The sequence below is a fragment of the Gluconobacter sp. NFX36 genome (assembly GCF_049887835.1).
GTDB classification, from domain to species: Bacteria; Pseudomonadota; Alphaproteobacteria; order Acetobacterales; family Acetobacteraceae; genus Gluconobacter; species Gluconobacter japonicus_A.
In genome coordinates, this window is record NZ_JAGEKJ010000009.1 from 65,127 (window position 1) to 90,519 (window position 25,393).

General features: G+C 57.8%; 22 protein-coding genes. 10 read left to right on the forward strand and 12 right to left on the reverse strand.

The annotated features are described in order from the left end of the window. Positions 1-293 precede the first annotated feature (293 nt). The 7 genes from J4P41_RS10645 (at position 294) to J4P41_RS10675 (ending at position 7,454) form a co-directional block, all read left to right on the forward strand. A complete protein-coding gene (locus tag J4P41_RS10645) occupies positions 294-1,331 on the forward strand; it encodes an NAD(P)-dependent alcohol dehydrogenase (protein WP_023944529.1) in 1,038 nt (345 codons plus the stop codon). 14 nt (positions 1,332-1,345) lie between these two features. Further along, positions 1,346-2,359, forward strand: a complete 1,014-nt coding sequence (locus tag J4P41_RS10650; protein WP_426067113.1) for a helix-turn-helix domain-containing protein — start codon at positions 1,346-1,348, stop codon at positions 2,357-2,359. 19 nt (positions 2,360-2,378) lie between these two features. Then, positions 2,379-3,149 (forward strand): SDR family NAD(P)-dependent oxidoreductase, encoded by a 771-nt coding sequence (locus J4P41_RS10655; protein ID WP_426067114.1) that lies wholly within the window; start codon positions 2,379-2,381, stop codon positions 3,147-3,149. A 99-nt stretch (positions 3,150-3,248) separates the two neighbouring features. After that, entirely contained in the window at positions 3,249-4,169 is a 921-nt protein-coding gene (locus tag J4P41_RS10660) for a substrate-binding domain-containing protein (RefSeq protein WP_226993286.1), read from the forward strand. A 36-nt stretch (positions 4,170-4,205) separates the two neighbouring features. Then, the gene (locus J4P41_RS10665; protein WP_426067115.1) at positions 4,206-5,753 is read left to right on the forward strand and encodes a sugar ABC transporter ATP-binding protein; all 1,548 of its coding nucleotides are present in this window, start codon (positions 4,206-4,208) and stop codon (positions 5,751-5,753) included. Next, positions 5,737-6,702, forward strand: coding sequence for an ABC transporter permease (locus tag J4P41_RS10670; protein WP_426067116.1), 966 nt, complete (start codon positions 5,737-5,739; stop codon positions 6,700-6,702). The genes J4P41_RS10665 and J4P41_RS10670 overlap by 17 nt, the downstream gene beginning before the upstream one ends. A 23-nt stretch (positions 6,703-6,725) precedes the next feature. Then, on the forward strand, positions 6,726-7,454 hold the full coding sequence (locus J4P41_RS10675) for an SDR family oxidoreductase (RefSeq protein WP_211569178.1): 729 nt from the start codon (positions 6,726-6,728) through the stop codon (positions 7,452-7,454). 29 nt (positions 7,455-7,483) lie between these two features. Here J4P41_RS10675 and J4P41_RS10680 read toward each other — a convergent pair whose 3' ends face one another. From J4P41_RS10680 to J4P41_RS10690, 3 genes are all read right to left on the reverse strand, one after another. Beyond that, entirely contained in the window at positions 7,484-8,380 is an 897-nt protein-coding gene (locus J4P41_RS10680; RefSeq protein WP_426067117.1) for an EamA family transporter, read from the reverse strand. Positions 8,381-8,382: 2 nt separating this feature from the next. Beyond that, positions 8,383-10,398, reverse strand: a complete 2,016-nt coding sequence (parE, locus tag J4P41_RS10685; protein ID WP_062017691.1) for a DNA topoisomerase IV subunit B — start codon at positions 10,396-10,398, stop codon at positions 8,383-8,385. A 78-nt stretch (positions 10,399-10,476) separates the two neighbouring features. Then, on the reverse strand, positions 10,477-11,037 hold the full coding sequence (locus tag J4P41_RS10690; protein ID WP_426067118.1) for a hypothetical protein: 561 nt from the start codon (positions 11,035-11,037) through the stop codon (positions 10,477-10,479). Positions 11,038-11,236: 199 nt separating this feature from the next. On the opposite strand from J4P41_RS10690, the gene J4P41_RS10695 reads away from it, so the two are divergent. Further along, positions 11,237-11,899, forward strand: a complete 663-nt coding sequence (locus tag J4P41_RS10695) for a hypothetical protein (protein ID WP_426067119.1) — start codon at positions 11,237-11,239, stop codon at positions 11,897-11,899. Between the two features lie 130 nt (positions 11,900-12,029). Here J4P41_RS10695 and J4P41_RS10700 read toward each other — a convergent pair whose 3' ends face one another. The 9 genes from J4P41_RS10700 to gltX form a co-directional block, all read right to left on the reverse strand. Continuing rightward, complete coding sequence (locus tag J4P41_RS10700; protein ID WP_010503656.1) at positions 12,030-13,178, reverse strand: OmpA family protein; 1,149 nt, start codon at positions 13,176-13,178, stop codon at positions 12,030-12,032. Positions 13,179-13,319: 141 nt separating this feature from the next. Continuing rightward, positions 13,320-13,658 carry a DUF1491 family protein gene (locus J4P41_RS10705; RefSeq protein ID WP_034880894.1) on the reverse strand — a complete coding sequence of 113 codons (339 nt, stop codon included), beginning with the start codon at positions 13,656-13,658 and terminating at the stop codon, positions 13,320-13,322. Positions 13,659-13,686: 28 nt separating this feature from the next. Next, positions 13,687-15,393: a S41 family peptidase gene (locus tag J4P41_RS10710; protein WP_426067120.1), complete on the reverse strand. Its 1,707-nt coding sequence runs from the start codon at positions 15,391-15,393 to the stop codon at positions 13,687-13,689. 148 nt (positions 15,394-15,541) lie between these two features. Further along, positions 15,542-18,247, reverse strand: a complete 2,706-nt coding sequence (topA, locus tag J4P41_RS10715; protein ID WP_426067121.1) for a type I DNA topoisomerase — start codon at positions 18,245-18,247, stop codon at positions 15,542-15,544. Positions 18,248-18,267: 20 nt separating this feature from the next. Next, positions 18,268-19,455, reverse strand: coding sequence for a DNA-processing protein DprA (gene dprA, locus J4P41_RS10720; protein ID WP_426067122.1), 1,188 nt, complete (start codon positions 19,453-19,455; stop codon positions 18,268-18,270). A 41-nt stretch (positions 19,456-19,496) separates the two neighbouring features. Beyond that, positions 19,497-20,126 carry a glycerol-3-phosphate 1-O-acyltransferase PlsY gene (gene plsY, locus J4P41_RS10725; RefSeq protein WP_426067123.1) on the reverse strand — a complete coding sequence of 210 codons (630 nt, stop codon included), beginning with the start codon at positions 20,124-20,126 and terminating at the stop codon, positions 19,497-19,499. Next, positions 20,123-21,397, reverse strand: coding sequence for a dihydroorotase (locus J4P41_RS10730; RefSeq protein WP_426067124.1), 1,275 nt, complete (start codon positions 21,395-21,397; stop codon positions 20,123-20,125). Before J4P41_RS10730 ends, plsY begins: the two co-directional genes overlap by 4 nt. Then, positions 21,394-22,335: an aspartate carbamoyltransferase catalytic subunit gene (locus J4P41_RS10735; RefSeq protein ID WP_426067125.1), complete on the reverse strand. Its 942-nt coding sequence runs from the start codon at positions 22,333-22,335 to the stop codon at positions 21,394-21,396. The genes J4P41_RS10730 and J4P41_RS10735 overlap by 4 nt, the downstream gene beginning before the upstream one ends. Further along, complete coding sequence (gene gltX / locus J4P41_RS10740; protein WP_426067126.1) at positions 22,328-23,731, reverse strand: glutamate--tRNA ligase; 1,404 nt, start codon at positions 23,729-23,731, stop codon at positions 22,328-22,330. Before gltX ends, J4P41_RS10735 begins: the two co-directional genes overlap by 8 nt. Before the next feature lie 212 nt (positions 23,732-23,943). Here gltX and J4P41_RS10745 point away from each other — a divergent pair, with 212 nt between their 5' ends. After that, entirely contained in the window at positions 23,944-24,531 is a 588-nt protein-coding gene (locus tag J4P41_RS10745; RefSeq protein ID WP_426067127.1) for a cupin, read from the forward strand. Then, positions 24,528-25,253 carry an NADPH-dependent F420 reductase gene (locus J4P41_RS10750; protein ID WP_426067128.1) on the forward strand — a complete coding sequence of 242 codons (726 nt, stop codon included), beginning with the start codon at positions 24,528-24,530 and terminating at the stop codon, positions 25,251-25,253. Before J4P41_RS10745 ends, J4P41_RS10750 begins: the two co-directional genes overlap by 4 nt. The last annotated feature ends 140 nt before the right edge of the window (positions 25,254-25,393 follow it).

The window sequence follows — 25,393 nt, forward strand, 5'->3', positions numbered from 1 at the left end:
GTCATAGGGGTGGAAGAGGGCCTCTGAGCGATGTGAGACAATCCAGATCATATTTTTGTTATTTATGGCGTAAAATTTTCCGCCTTCTGAAGAAAAGTACCCGTAAATAAAACAGATATAAATCAATTAGTTAATATATAACTTCAAGCAAAAATTGTTCGATTCCGAAACTGAAAAACGGAAAATAGTATCAGTTGTGATAAAAAAATAATCTATTAAGTGTTATATATAACATATAATCCGTACTTCTGATCACATCTGATGATAAAACGTGCGACAGGAGACGGTTGGGTATGGCTCAGGCACTGGTACTTGAAAAGAAAGGTGAGCTCTCTCTGCGGGAGATCAGCCTGCCGTCCGAGCTTGGACCGAACGACGTCCGTATCGCTATTCATACGGTGGGTATCTGCGGCAGCGATGTGCATTACTACACGCATGGTGCCATCGGGCCTTTCGTGGTTCGCGAACCTATGGTTCTGGGGCACGAAGCCTCTGGGACGATTACAGAAATCGGAAAAAATGTCCGATCTCTGAAAGTTGGCGACCGGGTATGCATGGAACCCGGGATTCCAGATCCGCAGTCTCGCGCAACACTGATGGGTCAGTACAATGTCGATCCTGCTGTTCGTTTCTGGGCGACGCCCCCCGTTCACGGCTGTCTGACGCCTTCAGTCGTGCATCCAGCAGCTTTCACATTCAGATTGCCTGACACTGTCAGTTTTGCTGAAGGGGCGATGATTGAGCCGCTCGCCGTTGGCGTGCATGCTTCAGTGAAAGCTGCTCTCAAACCCGGTGATATTTGCCTTGTGACAGGATGTGGTCCCATTGGCATCATGACGGCACTGGCGGCTCTGGCTTCCGGGGCAGGTCAGGTTTTCATCACGGATCTTGCGCCTGCCAAGCTTGCTATCGCAGCACAGTATGACGGCGTTACAGCAATCAATGTTCGCGACGAGAAACCGCGTGATGTGGTGGATGGAACCTGCGGCGCAGACTGGGGCGTAGATGTCGTCTTTGAAGCGAGCGGTTTTGCAGGCGCTTACGATGACGCCCTGTCCTGTGTACGCCCTGGCGGCACCATCGTTTTCGTCGGTATGCCTGTTCAGAGGATTCCATTCGATATCGTGGCGGCCCAGGCCAAGGAAATCCGCATGGAAACGGTATTCCGCTACGCCAATGTTTATGATCGTGCCATCCGTCTTGTTGGTGCAGGGAAAATCGACCTCAAACCATTGGTGTCCGAAACATTCTCTTTCGATCAGGGCATTGCCGCCTTTGAACGCGCTGCCGAAGCACGGCCAGGCGATGTCAAACTCCAGATCGTTCTCTGAGAGGCTGTAACAGAATGTCTGCACCCCAGAAGATACCCAGGCAGGGCCCATTCTCCCCGATTGCCAGCCGACCCTCTGCTCTTGGAATGGTGAGTTCCCTGAAGGCGAAGACGCCTGTTTCTGAAGGGAATACGCGTCCGGTTTACGAGACGATTCATGCGGAGCCAAATGCCAGTTTTCGTTGGCACCAGCATGACTATCCTGGCCCTCTGGCACGCTGGAACCATCATCCGGAATACGAACTGCACCTGATCACGCAGAGTGAAGGGAGAGCGATTATCGGGGATCATATCGGGAGTTTCGGAGCCCGTCAGCTTGTGCTGGTCGGACCTGACCTGCCGCATGGCTGGTTCAGCCCGCTCAAGCCGGGGGAAGTGCTGGTCGGACGAGATGTTGTCCTTCAGTTTAGCGCTAAATGGATCGAAAGCCTGATGGCGCTTTGTCCAGAACTGGTCGGACTGAGAAACCTGCTCCAGGCGTCTTCTCTCGGCGTGGAATTCACCGGCCCTGAAGCGCTCCGCCTGGGAGAGAAGCTCGAAGAGATCGGAACTTTCCATGGTGCGGGGAAGCTGGCCGGATGCCTGGATCTTTTTGCTGACCTGACAGGCGCACCTTTCAGAACGCTCTCCCTGAAAGGCGAGACCAAAGCGCTTAACAGCCCTGAAATGCAGCGGATAAGCGGTGTTATCACATCCCTGATGGCCATGGACCCGTCCGAAATTCGGCACGACCATCTGGCGCAGGATCTGGGGCTGTGCGCCTCAACGTTCTCTCGCCAGTTCCGGGCTGCGACGGGCGACACGTTCATGTCTTTCCTGCATCGGCTGCGGGTGTGTCATGCGTGCCATCTGCTGGCCAGTTCGCCTCTTTCAATCACCGAAATCGGTGCAGCTTCCGGCTTTAACAATCTTTCCAATTTCAACCGCATTTTCCTGCGTTTGCGTGGTTGCACACCACGAGATTACCGCCGCCATGCTCGCGAAATGACAGCTCTTTCGCTGACAGACGCCGCAGATTTTTTGAACTGATCGATAGGGAAAACAGACCATGCCAACACTTCCACAACGCTTTTCCCTCGATGGTCGCAAAGCTCTTGTCACGGGTGCCTCCCGCGGGCTTGGCGTCACGATCTGCGATGTTCTGAGTGCTGCCGGGGCCGATATTGCCGCCGTTGCGCGGTCTGAAGCCGATATGACTGAAACACGCCGGATCGTGGAAGGCCATGGACGTCAATGCCTCACGGTTGTTGCTGATCTCAGTGATCCGACTGTCCCTGACGCTGTCGCCCAGACAGTGGCGGCTGCGTGGGGTGGTGTGGATATTGTCGTCAACAATGCTGGCGTCAGTTTTCCTCGGCCGCTGGTGGAACAGACCGTTGAGGAATGGGACACCGTGCAGGCCATTAATCTGCGTGCGCCATGGCTTCTCGCCCGTGCTTTTGCGCAGGGGATGATCGATCGCAAACACGGCAAAATCATCAACATCAGCTCTCAGGCCAGCTCTGTCGCGCTGATTGACCATGGTGCTTACGTCGCTTCCAAAGCCGGTCTGAATGGTCTCACCAAGGTCATGACGGCGGAGTGGGCGGCTCACAACATCCAGGCCAATGCCATCTGCCCCACAGTCGTCTGGACGCCCATGGGCGAACGCGTCTGGAGCGTCGGCAACAAGCTGGAAAAGCTTCTGGAAAAAATCCCCGCTGGTCGTGTCGCAACACCGGAAGATGTCGCGGATACAGTTCTGTATCTCGCCTCAGATGCTTCGAGCATGGTCAACGGGCAGGAAATATTTGTCGACGGCGGATACACGGCTCTCTAGGTCGCCCCATCCTCAAATAAAGACATGTGATTTTACGGTTTTGACAAGGCCATGTGCAGGAAATGGCCTGCACAGTGCATGCAGATCAACAGGTGTAACATGAAGATCAAGACGCTTCCGCTGGCCCTTCTGTCTCTCGCTCTTGGCGGGACGGCCCTGTCACAGCCGGCTGCCGCAGCCGGAACACCGCTGAAAATTGGCGTTTCCTTTCAGGAAATGAACAATCCGTATTTCGTCACTATGAAGGATGCCTTGCAGGAGGCCGCTGCCACGATCGGCGCCAACGTCATCATCAGCGATGCGCATCATGACGTGTCCAAGCAGGTGAGTGACATTGAGGACATGATCCAGCAGGGCGCGCAGATCATCATCATCAACCCGACCGATACCGTAGGTGTCACGTCCGTCGTAAAGACCGTTCATGACAAGAATATCCCGATTGTCTCGGTAGATGCTCAGGCTGGTGGTCCGCTGGATGCGTTTGTCGGCTCCAAGAACTACGATGCCGGCTTCAAAGCCTGCGAGTATCTCGCCACAACGATCAAGACCGGTAATATCGGTATTATCGACGGCATCCCGGTTGTGCCGATCCTTGAGCGTGTCAAAGGTTGCAAGGACGCTATCGCCAAGCATTCCGACATCAAGATTGTCAGCGTTCAGAACGGCAAGCAGGAGCGCGATCAGGCTCTGACTGTGGCAGAGAACATGCTTCAGGCGAACCCGGATCTTAAGGGCATCTTCAGCGTCAATGACAATGGATCCCTCGGTGTGCTGTCCGCCATTGAATCCAATGGCTCGGACGTGAAGCTGGTCAGCGTTGATGGTAACCCGGAAGCCGTGAAGGCCATCAGCAAGCCGGGCTCGCATTTCATCGCCACGGCAGCGCAGTTCCCCCGGCAGGAAATCCGTTTGGCACTGGCACTCGCCCTTGCCAAGAAATGGGGTGCAGAAGTGCCGAAGGTTCTGCCAGTCGATGTCGAACTGATCGACGCGACGAAAGCCAAGACGTTCAGCTGGTAAATGCCAAGGTCGGCCCCGGATTCCGGAGGGAACATCATGACAGAACCCAGTCAGATATTGTCGGAGCCTATTCTAGAGCTTGAAGGAATCTCCAAGAGCTTTCCAGGAGTTCGGGCGTTACGGAATGTCAGCCTCAGCCTGGAGCGTGGAGAAATCCACGCTCTTCTGGGGGAGAATGGTGCTGGAAAATCTACGATCATCAAGATCATGGGCGGTATTCAGTCTCAGGATGAAGGACAGATCTTTCTCAAAGGAAAAGAATGCCACTTCTCCAGCTACAAGGACGCCATCGGTGCGGGGATCGGAATTGTTTTTCAGGAATTCAGCCTAATTCCTGAACTCGATGCCGTGGATAATATTTTCCTCGGGCGCGAGATGCGGAACGCTCTCGGATTTTCCCGCAAAAACGACATGACGCGCATAGCGCAGGGAATTTTCGAGCGTCTGGGAGTGAAAACGCGGTTTGATGTGCCTGTTGCGCGTCTCAGTGTCGCGGAACAGCAGTTCGTGGAAATTGCGAAAGCCCTGTCGCTGGATGTGCAGGTTCTCATCCTCGACGAACCAACCGCGACCCTGACCCCGACGGAAGCCGAACTACTTTTCAACGTTATGCGACAGCTTCGGGATCAGGGGATCGGAATTTTCTTCGTGTCACATCATCTCGAAGAGATTTTCGAAATCTGCGACCGCATTACGGTGCTGCGTGACGGCGCCCATGTAGGCGTTCTGAAAACTGCCGAATGCACCATGGATCATCTGGTTGAGCGGATGGTCGGCCGAAAAATTGAGAATACGTTCCCGCCCAAGCCCGCCCTTCATACTGCCGAGCGCATTCTGGAAGCTGAAAACATTCGTTTTGCGAGTAACGGGCACCCCAACAGTTTCTACCTGCGAAAAGGTGAAATCCTCGGTTTCGCCGGACTTGTCGGCTCAGGCCGAACGGAAACGGCTCTGGCGTTGATTGGTGCACTGCCATGCCCCGGAAAAACGGTGCGGATTGAGGGCAGGGAAGTGTCGATGGGGAACCCGGCACAGGCTCTGCATCAAGGCATCGGGATTCTGCCGGAAAGCCGGAAAACCGAGGGACTGATCCTCGGCTTCAGCATTCGGGACAACATCTCCATCAACAACCTGCCGCAATATACCCGCCCGACCGGCACGATCGACACCGCGCGTGAGAAGCGGAAGACACAGGAACTGATGTCCGCGGTTCGCATCAAAGCCCCTTCGGACGAAACAACCGTAGTGAGCCTTAGTGGCGGAAATCAGCAGAAGGTTGTGATTGCGCGTTGGCTGAACCGGCGAAGCAAGATCCTGATCTTCGATGAGCCCACCCGCGGCATTGATGTCGGGGCCAAGGCGGAAATCTACACACTCATGCGGAACCTCACGGCAGAGGGATACGCCATCATCATGATCTCATCCGAGCTTCCAGAGGTCGTCGGAATGTGTGACCGCGTGGCCGTGTTCAGCCATGGCGTCATCACGGCAGTTCTGGAAGGGGATGCCATCAGTTCGGAAGAGGTAATGCGCCATGCAACAGCAAGCGTTAAAAAGTCCGCAGTCGATGCACTCTCTGCTTGAGCGTTACAGAGCGTCGAAGGTCGCACGTTCAACGGCGTTTCTCCCGGCGGTCGGACTGTTCGTGGTCGTGGCCTGCATGATCGCGCTCAACAGTCGTTTCCTGTCCTTTGGCAACCTCGAAAACGTCGCCAGACAGGTCTCGATCAACGCCATCATCTCCGTGGGCATGACCTTTGCCATTCTCACAGGCGGTATTGACCTCTCCGTAGGGGCCGTCATGGCCTTGGCGGGGACCATTACGGCTGGTCTTCTGGTGTCAGGACTTAATGCCGGCCTGGCCATTCTCGCCGGGCTGGGTGTCGGGGCGCTCTTTGGCGCAGGAAACGGATTGTGCATTGCCCGTCTCGGAATGCCGCCGATCATCGTCACTCTGGCATCCATGAGTATCGCTCGTGGGTTAGGGCTGATCTACACGAACGGCTATCCCATTTCGGGTCTTCCAGACTGGTTTGCGTTTATCGGCCGCGGGAAGGTTCTGGGAATTCAGACGCCCATTCTCATCATGCTGGTGGTCTATGCGCTGGCCTATCTGTTGCTCCAACGCATGCCGATTGGCCGCTACATTTACGCCATCGGTGGCAATGAAGACGCCGTCCGTCTCTCTGGCATCGATTCCCGAAAACACAAGATCATCGTTTACCTGATCGGCGGTTTTACGGCTGCTCTGGCTGGCGTTGTTCTCTCCTCCCGTCTCATGAGTGGTCAGCCGAATGCAGGCGTCGGCTTCGAGCTTGATGCCATCGCTGCCGTGGTGCTGGGTGGCACCTCAATTTCCGGCGGCCGTGGTTCCATCATCGGGACCCTGATCGGCGCCATGCTGCTGGGCGTCCTGAACAACGGGCTGAACCTGCTTGAAGTCTCCCCTTACGTTCAGAACGTCATCAAAGGCGCGATCATCCTCCTCGCAATTTTCATCAGTCGTCAGCGCGGCACAGCATCTGCACGCTGAGACAGAATCACAAGGTAGAGCATATGACACAGTCTCTTAAGGGCAAGATTGTTGCTATTACGGGGGCGGCTTCGGGCATAGGTCTCGAATGTGCCCGCTATCTCATCGAAGCTGGGGCGGTGGTCTATCTTCTGGACCGTGACGCCAAGGCGCTGGAAGAAAAGACGGCAGAACTCGGCAGCCAGGCTCATGCGATCATTGTCGATCTCTTCGACTACAAAACCGTAGATGCTGCGGTTGCGCAGATCGTTGAGGAGCAGGGCCGGATCGATGTTTTCCACGCCAATGCCGGCGCGTATGTTGGCGGTAATGTGTGGGAAGGCGATCCCGATAGCTGGGACTCGATGCTCCATCTGAACATCAATGCTGCTTTCCGCTCAGTCCGCGCCGTGCTGCCGCAGATGATGAAGCAAGAAAGTGGCGATATCGTTATGACCAGCTCGATTGCAGGCATGATCCCCATCATGGCCGAGCCGATCTACACGGCCTCGAAACACGCCGTACAGGCATTCGTACATACGGTTCGCCGTCAGGTTGCGAAGTACGGAATTCGTGTAGGTGCCATTCAGCCCGGCCCCGTGGTCACGCCTTTGCTGAAAGACTGGGATCAGGCGCGGCTTGAAGCCAACATCAAAGCGGGTGCCCTGATGGAAGCCAAGGAAGTCGCCGAAGCTCTGATCTTTATCCTGACACGTTCAAAAGGTGTCATGGTGCGTGATCTGGTCGTTCTGCCGCATAATTTTGATGCCTGAAGCGAAAGCGGGGTTTGCTGCTCACACCGTTAGTGAGCAGCGACTTTTTTTGCAGTCAGAACATTGCCCAGCGAAGCAATGACAATACACAGGACACCCACCCATCGCGCGGCAGACAAACCTTCTCCCAGGAAAATCCAGCCCGAAATGGCTCCCAGCATAGGCTCCATACTCAGCAGGATGCCAAGGTCTTTTGGTTTCAGACGGCGCATCGCCATCATGTCCAGAATATACGGGACAGCCGAAGACAGAACCGCCACACTCAGCGCCGCTCCACCTTGCCAGGGATGGGTGATGACAGTCGGAATTGTCGGGATGAGGCAGGGCAGTAACAGGATACCTGCTGTAGACATACCAAGAGTCGTGGCTTGTCCGGCATCCAGAACCTTACCCATCTGCGTACCCGTCAGGATGTAGACGATCCACCCGCATCCACTGAACAGTGCTGCACAGATCCCGAACAGATCCAGATGATGCAGAGTCCCCGTTACAGCCGTCGTCTCAGGTCGCAGCAACAGGTACAGACCGGTAATCACAAAGAGCGCCCAGCAGAGGTCCAGCCAGCGGCGTGACCCGGTCAGGGCGAGGGTCAGCGGGCCAGTGAACTCCAATGCTACCACGATGCCCAGCGGAAGCCGAACCAGTGCGACGTAGAAGCAGAAATTCATGACTGCAACGGACGCACCATAAGGCAACAGGAGCTTCCAGGCCGCAGGCGTCAGGGTCATGCGGGTGGGGCGCCAGATTGCCAGAAGGATCAGCGCCGCCATACAGACACGCAGTCCCACCATCCCGGTCGGGCCGAATAACGGGAAAAGCCCCTTGGCCAGGGTAGCCCCGATCTGGAAGGAAGAAATCCCCCCGATCAAAAGACCTACAGCCTTGAGTTGACCGTATTTTTCAACGGATTGCACACCGCTCTTCACATTCAGACGTCGAGATCTTCAACAGAACGGGCATGTTCCTGGATGAAGCGGAAACGAAGTTCCGGTTTGCGTCCCATCAGACTTTCCACGCGTTCGCTGGTGAGCGCCCGATCCTCGGGGGGGGCTATAACGCGCAAAAGAGTCCGGCGGGATGGATCCATCGTGGTTTCCTTGAGATCCTTCACAGGCATCTCACCCAACCCTTTGAATCGGGATACTTCCACCTTGGCGTTGGCCTTGAAATCCGCCTTGATCCGACGATCACGGTCCAGATCATCCATGGCATAAATCGTCTTTGCGCCATGCGTCAGGCGATAGAGCGGCGGTTGCGCCAGATGCAGATGACCATGACGGATCAGTTCCGGCATTTCACGATAGAAAAACGTCATGAGCAGGGAAGCGATATGTGCGCCATCCACGTCAGCATCCGTCATGATGATGACACGACCATAGCGCAGGCGGCTGATGTCGAAGGACGATCCCAGCCCACAACCCAGCGCTTCCGTCAGGTCGCGCAGTTCCTGATTCGCCCGTAGCTTGTCAGCCGTAGCAGACGCCACGTTGAGAATTTTGCCACGGAGCGGAAGAACGGCCTGTGTCTCACGATCACGCGCCTGCCGTGCGGAACCACCTGCGGATTCGCCCTCAACGAGGAACAGTTCTGTCTCGGAGGCATTTTCGCGCGTACAGTCGGTCAGCTTGCCAGGAAGGCGAAGCTTGCGAGTCGCACTCTTTCGGGCCGTTTCCTTGACCTCGCGGCGGCGCAGACGTTCTTCCGCGCGCTCGATCATAAAGGCCAGAAGATTGTCAGCCTGCTGTGGATTTCCACCCAGCCAGTGATCGATTCGATCCCTCAGTGCGCCCTCGACAAGGCGTGAGGCTTCCTGATTGGTCAGCTTGTCCTTGGTCTGTCCCTGAAACTGCGGATCGCGGATGAACACGGATAGTTTGGCCGCAACGGATCCCAGAACGTCCTCAGCCGTGATGGCTGCTGCCCGCTTGACCTTGCGCTGGTCGCCCCATGCCCGAAAGCCTTTGACGAGTGCCGCACGGAAACCCGCTTCATGTGTGCCACCCTGCGGGGTTGGGATGGTGTTGCAGTAAGAGACCAGAGACGCGTTGCCGCTCTCAAGGAAAGCGACTGCCCATTCTACCTTGCCGCCTGTCCGGCCATCAGCAGCAAGGGGAAGTTCTGCTTCACCCGCCCAAAGGGGTGTCAGAAGCGCCGGGTCCGGCCCCAGTTCAGCTGTCAGCGCATCTTCCAGCCCGTTCGGGAACTGGATCAGAGCCTCAGTAGGGGTTTCGTCACCGGTCTTGATAAGGTCCGGTTCACACTTCCACTGAATGGCCACACCACGGAACAATGCCGCCTTGGAGCAGCAGAGCCGATAGAGGCGCGCGGCGGAAAAATGGATAGTCCCGAAAATTTCCGGGTCCGGCGTGAAGCGGACCGTAGTGCCGCGGCGGTTCGGTGCATTGCCGACCTCAGCCAGCGGACCAAGGGGAATACCGCGTGAAAATTCCTGCCGATACAGCAGGCGATCCCGTGCGACTTCAACTTCCAGCTTTTCGGAAAGCGCATTGACAACCGAACTGCCAACACCGTGCAGACCGCCAGACGTGTCGTAGGCTTTGCCGGAGAACTTGCCACCCGCATGAAGCGTCGTGAAAATCACTTCAAGGGCGGATTTCTTGGGAAATTTGGGGTGAGGGTCGGTTGGGATTCCTCGACCATTATCCCGCACCATAAGAGTGCGTGGTCCTTCCAGCCGCATCTCAATGCTGCTGGCATGACCCGCCACGGCTTCATCCATGGCATTATCAAGAATTTCGGAAGCCAGATGATGATAGGCGTTATCATCCGTCCCGCCGATATACATTCCAGGGCGACGGCGTACGGGCTCCAGCCCTTCCAGGACTTCAATGTCCTGTGCGCCATACTCTGTGCCAGCAGCGTCCTTACGGCTTCTGGACGCCCTAGTGTTTCCTGCTTTGCCTGACTCGAACAGATCGCTCATGTCTGCGTTGTCGCCGCCCCGGTCCGGAACGTCAAGCGAACGCTTCCGGATGAGGCAGAACGACGATGTTTTCGCAGATCAGGCGCGATGCGTACGGCGCGTGGTGGTGCTCTTCGTCACACCATGGCGCGAACGGCGATCAACCGTGGCAGGGGCTGCACAGCTCTCATAGGAAGCAGGCTGCGCCACGTCCTTGGCTTCAGCGTAGTGAGCAAGGTCAGCACCCGTCTCAAGCGCATTGATTTCATCGAACATTGCTTCACGCTGCTCACAGAAGACCGTACCGGACTTCAGGCCGCCAAGAGACTGAACGTCGGCCAGCTGCGTGATGTAATCATCGTGCTCAGCCTGAGCGCGGCGCCCATAAGTCGTGCGGAAATAGCCATCCAGACGGCTTTCTGCATCCATCAGGGCCGGACGAAACTTGGCGACGAACGCATTGTAGCGGTCCTGGGCCTTGCAGGAGAGGGCCGTGACCATCAGCTCGGACTTCAGTCCGGCGACATCGAAAGCTTCATGAGCCGGGGAGTTGCCGCATTCTGCAGCAAAGGCTGAGGACGGATGAGCAGTAAGGAAGGTGGTGCAGGCCAGACCAGCACCCGCCAGACGGACGAAAGAACGACGGAAGAACGAAGACATCGACAGACTCCACAAGGCCGGGACATTTGGCCGGAAACAGACAGACAGCATAATCCGGGCTTGCGGCCCGCGGAAGATGAAACTCAATGTGAGAAACATTCAGCAAACCATTTACCTGCAACATAATTTCGTGGCGGAAAATGGGCATGACCGTACTCAACTGTAATTTATTGCTCCACGGGCATAAAAAGCCGTCAAAGTGCTTTTCCTGACGGTTGACAGTCTTTCACCCCGCTTCGTCCTGTTCTACATCCGAACGTCTGTCTTGCCGCGGGAAGCGCGGCATCATCTGTCACGAGCGTTGGAGTTGACCGTGCGCCTGCGAGGTTCCGTCGTTACCCTGGGATCGGCTTTTGCCCTTTCCATGCTTCTTTCCGGTTGTGCCCAGCAGCCGATCGTCCAGCGCTCTGTGGCTCCGAATCCTTTTGGATATCAGAAGGTCTCCGCAGTCTGTCACGTCTCGCCAGTAACCACTGCGGCAGATGGGACGATGAGCGTGAACATGACAGTCCGTAGCGATGACGGCCTGTGCGCAATTTCCGTCCAGAAGCCTGGCACCGGCAGCTATGCCTCCTTTGGCGTGAGCCCCGCACCGGAACACGGCAAGGCTTTCCTCTATAATTATGATGGCCGTACCTACATCAACTACACTCCAGCCACCGCTTATGCCGGTGCGGATACGTTTACGGCAGAACTGATCCCGGGTGGCGGCAAGAAGCGCGAGCATCTTGTGGTGCATGCGACAGTCGATGCAACGGGTGTGGTTGTTGCCAAGCCTGCTGTTGCCGCTCCGACGCCGAAAGCAGCAACCTCCACCAAGAAGACTGCGGTTCGGCACACGACAGCCCGCCGCAAGAAGTAAGACGCCTGACGTCCTGGAAAAGCGAGGGTTCTGCCCTCGCTTTTTTTTGTATCCTGTTTTGAAGACACCATAAAAAAAGCCCTGCCTTTTTACAAAGGCAGGGCTTTTGTCGTCTGGTCTGGCTGGAAATTTACTTGAAGTCGATTTCCACACGGCGGTTCTGCGGTTCACGGGCGTTCGGGCCAGTCGCGACCAGAGGATGCGCCTCACCGTATCCCTGCGTCACGATCAGGCCAGCCGCGACACCGTCACGGATCAATTCTGCCTTCACATTTTCAGCACGACGCTTCGACAGAGCCAGATTATAGGCCTGTCCACGTGGGCCCGGCTGTGCAGCAGAGCTGTCCGTATAACCGTTGACCTCAATATGCGTGATCTGCGTTGCGGTGGAGTTCTTTGCAGCCTCTGCAACAACAGATTTTGCGCGATCGCTCAGAGCCGCCGAATCCCAGTCAAAGAACACGAGATAGGTTCGTGTCGGAGCGGGCGCAGGAGCGGCGATCGGGGCAGGCGCCGGAGGGGCTGGCGGCGGAGCAGGATTGAACTCGTAACGCAGGCCCAGCATCAGGGAATGGTTGAAGTCCGTCCGTGTATTCCGGTTGCCTTCAGAATAGCCGTAAGCCTGCTTGTGATCCCAACCACCATAAACGCCGGTAGCTGTCGCGTGGTGTCCGTTCGGCCCGAGCAGGGAATAGAAACGATACTCCGTCGTGGCGGATAGGCCAACAACCCACGGAACCGGGAAAGACAGACCGAAAATGCCCTGATAGGCGAAGTTGCCCGCCGTGCCGCCAGTATGCTGATCGAATGCGCCGTTCGGTGCCCGGACATAGGTGTTCATGGCCTGCCAGCCGTAACCGATACCTGCACCGAAGTACGGATAAACCCAGGACTGGCCGATATCCATGTCGAACAGCGCGTTGGCCATCACGCCGTACTGCTGCTGACGTCCCCCGACGGAAGACGGGAACAGGCTGCTGCGGAATTGCTGGAGGCGATTGTTGCGGTAATTGCCTTCAACTTCGACACGGAAGCCGTTCCCAAGACCCCAGCCAACACTTCCGATTCCCGTGACGCCTGCCTGATAATGGTCGCGACCGCTCGGGAAAACAGGAGAAAGACGGACCGTCTGATCCTGATTGAAGCTCGCGCCTCCTGCACCTGAAATATACAGGCCCTTAACGGGCTGGGCCTGCGCAGCCCCCATGACCAGCATCGATACGCCAGCAGTGAGCCCGGCCCGGGCAAGCCAGGTTCTGACAACGGATCGCTGCATCATGTCATTTCTCTCCAACCAACCCAATTGAAAGTCTTCTTGCTGAAAGTGCCGGGAATGGCAACGCGCACCAGTTCTTAATGGCTGACGCAGAAGTTTCACAGTGGGCAGGTTCGTTGCTCACTGTGTCTTCCGTCCCACAGTTCAGTGCATGACGTCCAGATCGGCACGGCGCGACCCCAGTGTTCGTTCCAGCGGAGTCTCTACAGTCCGAACTTCAAGCTCGATCAACCAGAGGTCTGGATCATACCGGCGTTGACGTTCCAGATATTCCTCCAGACCGGATTTCTGAACATCGGCGCGAACCCAGTCAGAGCCGTTTTCCCGCAGGACAGCAATATTGTCCTCCCGGTCTCGCAGAACAATCAGAACAGCTCCGGCGTCTTCATCGCCTTTTTTCAGAACCATGGCGGACGTTCCATCCGAGGAAATACGACGGATAACGGCGCGGACCCAAAGTCCTGTTTTCAAACGTGCACCCATGAAAATATCTCGTCCATTCCTGAAAAATTTAATGCAGAGGTGCGGTGTTCTCGTCAGGAACAGCCTCTAGGGCTGCTTTGTATGCCGTTGCAGAAGACAGCAGGAACCGCGCCGTGTCCATGTCTGCATCCGTCCCGATCGCCGCCGGACAATGACGTCTTATGTCAAGAATCCGGGAAACCGGGACCGGATAGCGGGCCGCCCTTGCCATTTGCACGGCAGCCGCCTGAGGAGCCGTTCCTCCCTTAAGGGTAGCAAGCTGTCCGTGCAGATCGTCGCCTCCTCGCGAAGTACACACCTGAGGCATGATGCCCAGCCCCTGAATGGGCCATCCAAGTGGGGCCTGATTCCGGCTCCAGGTAACAAACAGCTCCCCACCATTCGGCATCTGCCCAATGACCTGAACCAGCCCCTTGCCCAGAGTTTCGCTTCCCACCACAACAGCCCGACGGTGATCCGAAAGGGCCGCCGCAAGAATTTCAGCCGCACTGGCCGTTCGCCCATCGACCAGAATGACAATCGGTGCACCGCTGGTCATGTCGCCACCCTGAACCGCCCAGATATGGTTGGCCTGAGGATCTCGTCCATGCGTGGTGACTGCAACACCATGATCAAGGAACAGGGCCGCTGCCGTCACAGCTTGCTGAAGCACCCCACCCCGATCTCCACGCAGATCAATGATGACTCCTGCAGGCCGTTTCAGGGGTGTTTTTGCTCTGGCAGAAGACTGTCCGTCAGGCGTCTCGTCTTCAACCACCTGATCGAGATACTGGCTGATCTCCTCGGCTGTCTGGATCGAAAAAGACGTGATCCGGAGAAGGGTATAGGGACCATCCGTCGAAGCAAAAACCGTCTCAGGTGGAACCTGTGCCCGACGCAGTTTCAACGTCGCAGGACGCTGCCCATGAGAGGCGAGCGCCAGAGAAATGGACGTACGGTCTTCGCCCTCAAGCCAGCTCTGAACAACTTCAGGAGACTGACCTCGGGTAGATCGTCCGTTCACGGCGATCAACCGCTGACCCGTGTCCACGCCTGCTTCCCAGGCTGGTCCATTCGCATTGACAGCCGTCACGATGATCGCATGGCCCTTTGCCCCAAGCGTCAGGCCAACGGTGCCACTCTGGCCGGTCCGTTTGGTGCGGTCAGCAATGGCTGGGGTGGGGCCCAGATACCGCGAATATGGGTCCATATGGTTGAATAATTCATCAAAAAATCCCTGAAGGAGCGCATCAGCCCCTGCATCGCGGATCGTTGATGAGTGTTCCCAGGCTGACTGCATGGCCGCAGTCACAAGATCTGACCAGCCTGACCGGCTTTCATCCGCAGGAAAGATCCGTTTGAAAAGCAGGGTCTGACCCTGCGTAATCGTCAGTGTTTCGGGAATATGCTGCTTGTCATGATCTTCTGCCGGATTGTCCGTTACGGCAATCGTCGGGTCGATTGCTGTCAGGCCATCCAAGCCCCAAATGCAGAATTCGCGCGGCGAATGAGCCTCAAGGGTTCTGGGACCAAGAAAGCCCAAAGCCGCAAAAAGAACGTCCCGGGTCATTCCTGTAGAGAACGCCTGATTTGTGGAAGGTACTATCGCGGATGTCGATGCGGTACCCTGCGCCCAGCCATGATGAAAAGACGTTCCCGCTGCCAGAACTGTCAGACCAAGGACAAGAGTCCTACGCCGCGTCGTTGAACAGAACTGCGACAGAAACAGGGAAAAGTAGCGTGCGGCGTGGCGCAAGAACGGGGTCCTCGAAGGCGGGTCAGCAAAAGCGCTTTTTCAGCCCTTCCATCATGAGACCACGCCACAAACTTTAGCCCCGGTAAAGACACACAGAAGACATTGTTCAGGAGAGTGCAGCCGGGTCACACCCTCCTGAAGAAAGAGGTCAGGCCCCGGAGGCTGGGTCTGCCGCCGTTTTCCGTTTCTTCGTTGCAGAAGTGGTTGTTTTCGTGGCCTTGGAAGTTTTTGTCGTGGCGCGCTTTGTTGTCTTTTTAGGCGCCGCGTCCTCAGAAGTTGCATCTGTCGCAGCAGATTTTTTGCTTCTCGTCGTTTTGGCTGCGGCTTTCTTGGCTGGACTCTTTTTTGCTGCACCTTTCAGGGGCTTTCCCTTTTCGGCCAGCAACGCCACAGCCTCATCCAGAGTCACGTCATCCATACTCTGGTCCTTGGGCAGGTTGGCAATCAATTGGCCATGCTGTGCATAAGGGCCAAAACGGCCCTTGCGGATCATGACCGGTTCGCCATCCTTCGGATGCGCGCCCAGATTGCGAATGGACGCCAGCTTCTTCGCCAGACTGTCCACAGCGCGGTTCAGGCCAACGGTCAGGACATCATCGTCCTTGTCCAGCGTGCCGTAAATCGCACCCATCTTCACATAAGGCCCAAAGCGGCCCAGACCAGCTTCAATCTTCTCGCCGGTCTCCGGATGAAGGCCGACAAACCGGGGAAGGGAAAGCAGTCCCAGAGCCTGTTCCAGCGAGATGGTATTACCATCCAGCCCCTTGGGAATGGTCGTCCGCTTCGGCTTGGCCTTCTTGTCTTCCGGGTTTGGCTCGCCCTTTTGGATATAAAGCCCCCATGGCCCCCGGCGAACAGTGATGTCTTCGCCACTTTCCGGGTCCTGACCCAGAATCTTCGGACCATCGCTGAGACCTTCAGCATCTCCATCGTCCGCAATCAGACGGCGTGTGAACTGACAGGTCGGGTAGTTGGAGCAGCCGATGAAGGCTCCAAACTTGCCAAGACGCAGCCCCAGACGACCCGTACCACAAGATGTGCAGACACGGGGATCCGACCCGTCTTCCTTGGGTGGAAAGAAATGGGCGCCAAGATCTTCGTCCAGAGCGTCAATGACGTCTGAGATCTTGAGATCCTTGGTCTGGGCCACAGCAGCAGAGAAATCCTGCCAGAACGCTGCCATGACATCATGCCAGTCTGCCCGTCCGCCGGAAATGTCATCAAGCTGCTCTTCGAGAGAGGCCGTGAAGCCCGTATCGACGTACCGTTCAAAGAAGGACGTCAGGAACGCTGTCACCAGCCGCCCGCGATCTTCCGGCATGAAACGCTTTGCGTCCATGCGGACGTAATTGCGATCCCGCAGAACCCCCAGAACAGACGCGTAGGTGGACGGACGACCAATCCCGATCTCTTCCATCTTCTTGACGAGAGATGCTTCAGAGTATCGCGGCGGTGGCTGCGTGAAGTGCTGCTCGGCATCCACACCTGTGGTGGAGACGCGATCCCCTTCCTTCATCGGCGGAAGAAGCTTGCCATCCTCTTCTTCGGACTTCGTATCGTCCCGGCCCTCGATGTAAAGCTTCAGGAAGCCATCAAACGCGATTGTCGAGCCTGTAGCGCGTAGCAACGTCTGGCCGCTTGCATCTGCCAGCGTCACGGCGACCTGATCCAACTCCGCAGACTGCATCTGGGAGGCTACAGCGCGCTTCCAGACCAGTTCATAAAGTCGCTTCTGCTCAGGAGAGAGGGCATGAGAAACCTGGGCAGGCGTCCGGAAAACATCCGTCGGGCGCACGGCTTCATGCGCTTCCTGAGCGTTCTTGGCCTTGGTGGAATAGGCACGCGGATAGTCAGGAACGTACTCGTCTCCGAAAGCCTTGCCGATATGTCCTCGGATTGCCCCGATGGCTTCCTTGGCCATCGTGACACCATCGGTTCGCATATAGGTGATGAGACCGATCGTCTCACCGCCCAGATCCACACCTTCATAGAGCTGCTGGGCCGTACGCATTGTTGTCTGGGCGCTCATGCCCAACTTGCGGGAAGCTTCCTGCTGCAACGTGGAGGTTGTGAATGGCGGGGGTGGGTTCCGCTTCGTCCGCTTGCGCTCAACGGATCGGACCGTGAACTGACCGGCCTGCACAATATCGCGGGCTTCAAACGCCAGTGTCTCATTATTGAGATCGAACTGGTCCAGCTTGTTGCCCTTGAGATGCGTTAGCCGCGCCTGAAAGGCCGCCTTGGCGGGTGTGTTGAAGCCACCGGTGACGGTCCAGTATTCCTTGGGACGGAAGACTTCGATCTCCGCTTCACGCTCACAGATCAGCCGCAACGCCACAGACTGCACACGGCCAGCGCTCTTGCTGCCGGGCAGCTTGCGCCACAGAACCGGGGACAGCGTAAAGCCCACAAGGTAGTCCAGCGCGCGGCGAGCCAGATAGGCGTCAATCAGCGGTTGGTCCAGTTCACGCGGACCAGCCATGGCGGCCGTAACGGCGGCTTTCGTGATTTCGTTGAAGGTGACGCGATGGACGTCGATTCCCTTCAAAAGCTTCTTTTCTTCCAGAACGCTGCGGACATGCCAGGAAATGGCTTCTCCTTCGCGATCCGGGTCAGTAGCCAGATAGAGGTTTTTGGCTCCTTTGAGCGCCTTGGCGATGGCCGCGATCTGTTTGGAGCCACGGTCGTCCGTTTGCCAGCTCATGGCAAAGTTCTCGTCCGGGCGGACGCTGCCATCCTTTGGCGGCAGATCCCGCACGTGACCGAAGGAAGCCAGAACGGTAAACCCGCTTCCCAGATACTTGTTGATCGTCTTGGCCTTTGCCGGGCTCTCGACTACCACAACGTCTGTCATTGCCACTCCGGTTTTCCGCGTCACTTCCTGTTCGGCTGTAACGCCACGCGCCCGCCGGGCACGAACTCAACGACGCCTCCAAGCTCAAGCTCGGTAAGCACCGACAGTACTGCCGAAATGGAGAACTGGCAGCGGCGCACCACCTCGTCAACTGTTACCGGTATCACAGAAAGCAGCGGGAGCACTTTTTCAAGGACCAGATCAGGGTCTTCCCATGGCTCTGACGCGTCCATGCCCCACGCGGCATAAGGTTCTGAAAAGCCTTGGAAAAGAGCGGTGTTCTGCTGGTTTTGCCTCCACGGTGGAAGGAGGGGGTCGGGGAGTTCCGAAGGCAGGCACGAAAGAATATCCTGCACATTTTCCGTGAGCGTCGCGCCCTGTCTGAGCAGATCATTCCCTCCACGAGAGCGCGGATCGAGCGGCGAGCCGGGAACAGCGTAGAGTTCACGGCTGTAGGAAATGGCCAGACTGGCCGTAATCAGCGTGCCAGAATGGAGGGCCGCTTCCACCACAACGCACCCCAAAGAAATCCCCGCAATCAGCCGGTTCCGGCGCGGGAAATGTCTGGCCTGGGGGATCGTTCCCAGCGGCGCTTCCGTCACGACGCACCCGCGTTCCGCAATGCCGGCCTGAAGTTTCGCATTTTCCGGGGGATAGACATGATCCAGCCCTCCGGCGACGGCCGCCGTTGTCAGGCCCGGATAAAGCGCCGCCTCATGAGCAGCCGAATCGATGCCGCGTGCCAGACCGGATACAACGCAGATGCCCGAGTCTGCCAGTTCGGCAGCAAGGCTTTCCGCCATGCGAATCCCTGCTGCGGACGCATTTCTTGCGCCAACAATGCCAACTGAACGCAGCGATAGCTTGGCAGGGTCACCCTGAACAAACAGGACAGGCGGCGCATCCTTGATAAAGGACAGCATCAAAGGGTAGTCCGCATCGCCTCGAATCAGAACGTCTCCGCCCATGCGATGCAGGGCTTCGACTTCAGAAGCCATCTGGGCAGCAGAAGGAATAACCGGAAGATCAAGCCGTCCAGCCTGACGCATCCGTTCTGGAAGCGCCTCGACCGCTGCCGTCGGACTGCCATACTGACAAAGCAGTCGGGAAAAATTGATCGGCCCAACGCCAGGCGTCCGGGCAAGCCGCATCGCGTCGAGTCGGTCCTGATCAGACATCCGGAACGGAGGAGCGGAAAACGTCGTCATGTTTTCGCTCCTACCCAATAATCCTTAACGATCCCTTAAAGTCAGGAAGATTTCGTTTTTGCGTTTACGCGCGGTTCATTGCCCGTCAGCAGACGAACAATATTGCTGTAATGGCGAACCCAGATCAGCAGCGCGATGAGAGCTGTTGCAACCGGAATCGGGGCATTTACGCTCTGATTCTTCATCACCACCATCAGGATGGGAGCCACAAGAAAGGCGGACAACGCTCCGGCTGAGGAAATCCGGCTCAGACGCGCCACAACCAGCCAGACAACGCAGCAGGCCACACCGACAGGCCAGCTCAGAACCCAGATCGCTCCAAGGCCAGTCGCCACACCTTTACCCCCCCGGAACCCAAGCCAGACCGGGAAGCAGTGTCCGACCACCACAGCGACAGCCGCCACGGCCATTGCCAGTGAAGGCTGATCGCTGCCGAGTCGGAGAGCCAGAAACACCGCCAGCGCACCTTTGAGGGCATCCAGCAGCAGCGTTGCGGCAGCCAGTCCCTTGCGTCCGGTGCGTAGCACGTTCGTCGCGCCGATATTGCCGGACCCGATCTGGCGGATGTCTCCGCCGCCAGTGGCCGCTGTGAGGATCAGCCCGAAGGGAATACTGCCAAGGCCATAGGCAATCGCAGCGATCAGGAGCAGGCTCGGATAAGGCAGCGTCATGCCAGACCCTCAGCCGTGAAAACCTCAACACCACGACGGAAGGTCCGCAGTACGCGGCCTGTCAGCTTCTGGCCATCGAATGGCGTATTCTGGGCACGCCCCGGTAGTTCGCCAGCACGAACTTCCCAGACTGCTTCCGGATCGAACAGACAGAGATCCGCATCCTGACCAACGGCCAGCGTGCCGGCTGAAATCCGCAGCAGGGAGGCCGGGGCACAGGTAACAAGGCGCAGAGCCTCGATCAAAGGCAGGCCAGCGCCGAGAGTAACACCAAGAAGCGTAACCAGCCCTGTTCCGCCCGCACGAGCCTGTGCAAAGGGGAGGCGCTTGTCGTCCGCATCGGCAGGAGCATGGTCGGAAGCTACCGCATCAATTGTTCCATCCGCCAATGCTGCACACACAGCAGCCCGATCCGATTCGGAGCGAAGAGGCGGAGAGAACTTCGCGTAGGTGCGGAAATCCCCGATGTCTTCTTCTGTCATCGCGAAATAGGGCGGGGCCGTATCGCACGTCACCTTGATGCCGCGTGCCTTGGCGCCCCGGATCAGGTCCAGCCCTTCCGCGGTGGAAACATGGGCGAAATGCAGACGGGCACCCGTCATTTCCGCCAGACGCAGATCACGGGCAATCATGATCGCTTCAGCGGCGGCCGGAACCTGTGGCAGCCCCAGACGAACCGCTAGTGCACTCGCGGTCGCACAGGCGCCCTTTGCAAGAGAAGGCTCTTCCGGATGTTGCACAACCAGCGCATCGAGAAAGCGGGAATAGGACAGCAGATTGCGCATCTGCTTGGCATCCGCGATAGCACGCGTGCCATCCGTGAACGCCACGGCCCCCGCGTCCTGCAACAGACCCAGCTCCGCCATGTCTCCGCCCTCGCAGCCACGCGTCAGCGCCCCGTAAGGGTGGATGGAGACCATGCCCGTCTCTTCACCGCGCACTTTCAGAAGATGCACCAGAGCCGGATTGTCGATTGCCGGAGACGTGTTGGGCAAAACGGCCATGGTGGTGATTCCACCCGCCACAGCAGCCCGCGCGCCTGACTTGACGCTCTCACGGTATTCAAAGCCCGGCTCGCCCAGGGCCACTCGCATATCCACAAGTCCAGGGCACAGAACGGCACCCTGACCATCAATCACGCATGCCCCTTCAGGCGTCTCCGGGCTGTCGATAGCGGCAATACGGCTATCTTCAACCGTCAGGCGTCCTACGCTATCCCGACCGGAGGCAGGGTCAATCAGGCGGACATTCTCAAAAACAGTTATCGTCATAGTGGCATCCGTGCCCGGGACAGGCGATCCAGAACGGCCATACGCACAGCCACACCCATTTCCACCTGCTCGGCAATCACGCTCTGGTCCGAATCGGCAACATCAGAGGCAATCTCGACGCCCCGGTTCATGGGGCCGGGATGCATGACCAGCGCACCGGGGTTCGCCAGTGCCAGACGACGCCGATCCAGCCCGAAGAACCGGAAATACTCTCGGGAACTGGGGACAAGGCCAGCGCCCATACGCTCCTTCTGAAGGCGCAGGGACATCACGACATCTGCGCCTTTCAGGGCCTCATCCATGTCTGAATACAGCGTGACATTGCCAAGTTCTGCCATTGCAGATGGCAACAGCGTCGGTGGTCCAACCAAACGCACCGAGTTTCCCAAAGCAGTCAGAAGGTGGATGTTGGATCGTGCCACACGACTATGACCAACGTCGCCGCAGATCGCGATTGTCAGACCTTCCAGACGCCCGAAATGGCGGCGGATTGTCAGGGCATCCAGCAGGGCCTGCGTAGGATGCTCGTGTGTACCATCGCCAGCATTCACAACGCTGGCTTCGACTTTTTGGGACAGCAGGGCCGGTGCACCGGACTGACCATGACGTACGACCAGAAGATCGCAGCGCATGGCATTCAGCGTGGAGGCCGTATCCAGCAGCGTCTCGCCCTTGTTCACCGAACTGGTGGCGACCGTCATGTTGATGACGTCCGCCCCAAGGCGTTTGCCTGCCAGCTCGAAGCTGGTGCGGGTTCGGGTGCTGTCCTCAAAGAACAGATTGATGACCGTCCGGCCCCGCAGCGCTTCACGCGGTGCGGAACGGGAACGGCTCAGGAGCGCATAGCTCTCCGCCAGATCGAGGAACGGGGTGATCTGCCCCGCTGTCAGCCCCTCGATTCCCAGCAGATGCCGGGGGACGGATGGCCGCTCAGGCACTGAGCACGCTCGCAATACGGGCCAGAACTTCATCACGGCCAAGAGCCGCCAGCGTCAGATCAATGCCCGGAGACGTGGTGGACCCTGTCATGGCCGCCCGGAGCGGCTGGGCTACGGAGCCAAGTTTCAGCTCGTTCTTTTCGGCATAGGCGCGAAGAGCGCCGTCGATGGCTTCCGCCGTAAAGTCTGGCAGTTCGGCCAGATCATGCCCAACACCTTCAAGGACCTTGCGGCCGTTCTCGTCCAGAAGCTTCTCAGCTTTGGGCGTGAAGGTCAGGGGCAGGGTGAAGCCTGCGAAGGCTGCGTTATCCGTCAATTCGACCAGTGTCTTGGCGCGTTCCTTGAGGCCAGACATCATGGCCAGAACCCGGGCACGTGTGCGGTCATCCGCAACAACGCCTTCACGGCCCTGCAGACGCTCCATGACGTCATTGGTCAGACGCTCATCATCCGCCTGACGCATCCAGACGCCATTGAGATGCGCCAGCTTTACATAATCCATGCGGGACGGGGAACGACCGACGCCATCCAGATCGAACAGCTTGATCTGCTCTTCGCGGGACAGGATTTCCGCGTCACCATGACCCCAGCCTAGACGCAGCAGGTAGTTGCACAGGGCTTCTGGCAAATAGCCTTCCTCGCGGAAGTCCACGACGGACTGCGCGCCGTGACGCTTGGACAACTTCGCGCCATCCGGGCCGTGAATCAGCGGCAGATGAGCGAACTGCGGGAGATCCCAGCCCATGGCGCGGTAGATCATGGCCTGACGGAACGTGTTCGTCAGATGGTCGTCACCGCGCATGACGTGGGTGATGTTCATGTCATGGTCGTCACAGACCACGGCGTGCAGATAGGTCGGCGTGCCGTCGGAGCGCAGGATGATCAGATCATCCATTTCTACGTTGGCGACACGAACTTCGCCCTGCACCAGATCCTTGATGACGGTCTCGCCCTCACGCGGCGCCTTCAGGCGCACGACGTAAGGCGCACCTTCCGGCGCTTCGGATGGATCACGGTCACGCCATGTGCCGTCGTAACGGGGCGGACGCTTCTCGGCCATGGCCTTCTCGCGCATGGCGGTCAGTTCTTCGGGCGTGCAGTAGCACTTGTACGCCTGACCCTTGGCCAGCAGTTCCAGTGCCACTTCCGTATGACGGTCCTGTCGGGCGGACTGGAAGACGGGTTCCTCATCCGCTGTGATCCCCATCCAGGCAAGACCATCAAAGATCACGTCCACAGCGCGTTGCGTGGAGCGTTCCTTGTCGGTGTCCTCGATCCGCAGGAGGAACTCACCGCCATGGTGGCGGGCGAAGAGGAAATTGAACAGGGCAGCGCGGGCGTTGCCGACATGCAGCAGGCCCGTGGGCGAGGGTGCAAAGCGCGTACGGATCGTCATGCGGCTCTCATATCACGCTCGTGCGGGAGGGGCTATCCGCATCATTCTGGGATGATTTGTGTCGTTGTTTTTCTGGAGTGTGCAGTCAGGTGTCACAAGGCTGTTACATACAGGACATCCCTGCTTTTCAAGCGGGTGTGATTTCCTGCACCGCTCGTCGGGTCCCTATCCTGAGGGCAGGATTTTCAACAGTGGCCGAGCTGGAGGCGAGCATGGACAGGCGTGATTTCAATGTGATGCTGGCCGGCATGGGCCTGACGATGGGACATGGCCGCATCCGCAAGGCCTCCGCCAGCACAGCCCGTGTTGAAGCTTTCACACTTCACAGCAACGACTGGGTGCCTAACAACTCCCGTCTGCCTGTCATCGTGTATCGCAACGCCCTGGAGGCTGGATCGGGGCGTGAGAGCGTATACGAGGATCTGTTCAACCGGAATGGCTGGCCCTCCCGGTGGCGGAACGGCGTCTATGCCTTCCATCATTATCACAGCCTTGGCCACGAAGTTCTTGGTTTTTCCAATGGCTCGGCCCGACTAATGCTAGGTGGCCCCTCAGGCAGAACCGTGGACGTGCGGGGAGGAGACATCGCGCTTCTTCCGGCTGGGACAGGTCACTGCAATCTAGGCTCCGATGCCGATTTTACCGTGATCGGTGCGTACCCCCCTGAGCAGGACTTTGACATCCTGCGCGCTGCGCCCACGCCCGAACAGCTTGCACGGATCCAGTCCCTGCCATTCCCGATGACAGACCCTGTGCAGGGTAAAAGCGGCGCACTCTCACGCGAGTGGCACCCTTCATGAGAAGCTTCCCGCTCCGAAGACGCCCCTTCCTCGCTGCTGTTGCAGGACTGGCTGCCGTCAGTGGAACGGCAATGGCCGATTCGCCTCGGCCGTTACCGAAAATCGGTATTATTGGCGCTGGTCAGGTTGGGCGGACTCTGGCGACGCTCTGGGTGCAGGCTGGCTATCAGGTCATGGTTTCTGCCAGAACACTGGCAGATTCAACGACACTGGCCGCGTCGCTGGGATCACTGGCCTCCGCAGGGACACCCGCGCAGGCGGCGGCTTTCGGATCAATCGTTGTTTTGGCTGTTCCCTATGGAGCCATTCCGGCTCTGGGGCGTGATCTGAACAGAACACTGACCGACAAGGTCGTGATTGACGTCGCCAACCCTTATATCGGGCGTGATGGATGGATCGCAGATGTGGCATTGCGGGATGGGGCAGGCGTTACAACTCAGCGCTACTTTCCGTCCGCACATATCGTGCGGGCTTTCAACTCCATCGACATGGTCTCGCTGCGTGCCGAAGCGCACCGGCCAGACCCGAAACTGGCCGTTCCCATCGCAGGGGACGATACAGCGGCAGTATTGCAGGTCAAAGACCTTGTTTATGCCGCTGGACTCGATCCAGTTGTGACAGGTGGTCTGGCCACAGCAAAACTGTTCCAGCCGGGCAGCACGGGCTTCGAACTGGAACGTGATGCTGCTGGTCTTCGAAGTGCACTGCACCTTCATCATTAAGAGATGCTGAAAACACGCGCGCCTGACGAACGAAAATCCGTTACGGTCGCGCCGTGCCCAGTCCTATTCACTCTGACGATCCTTTTCTACCTGAGGAAAACACGTTCTTTCCTGTGCCAGAGGGCAGCTATCCGCCTGTC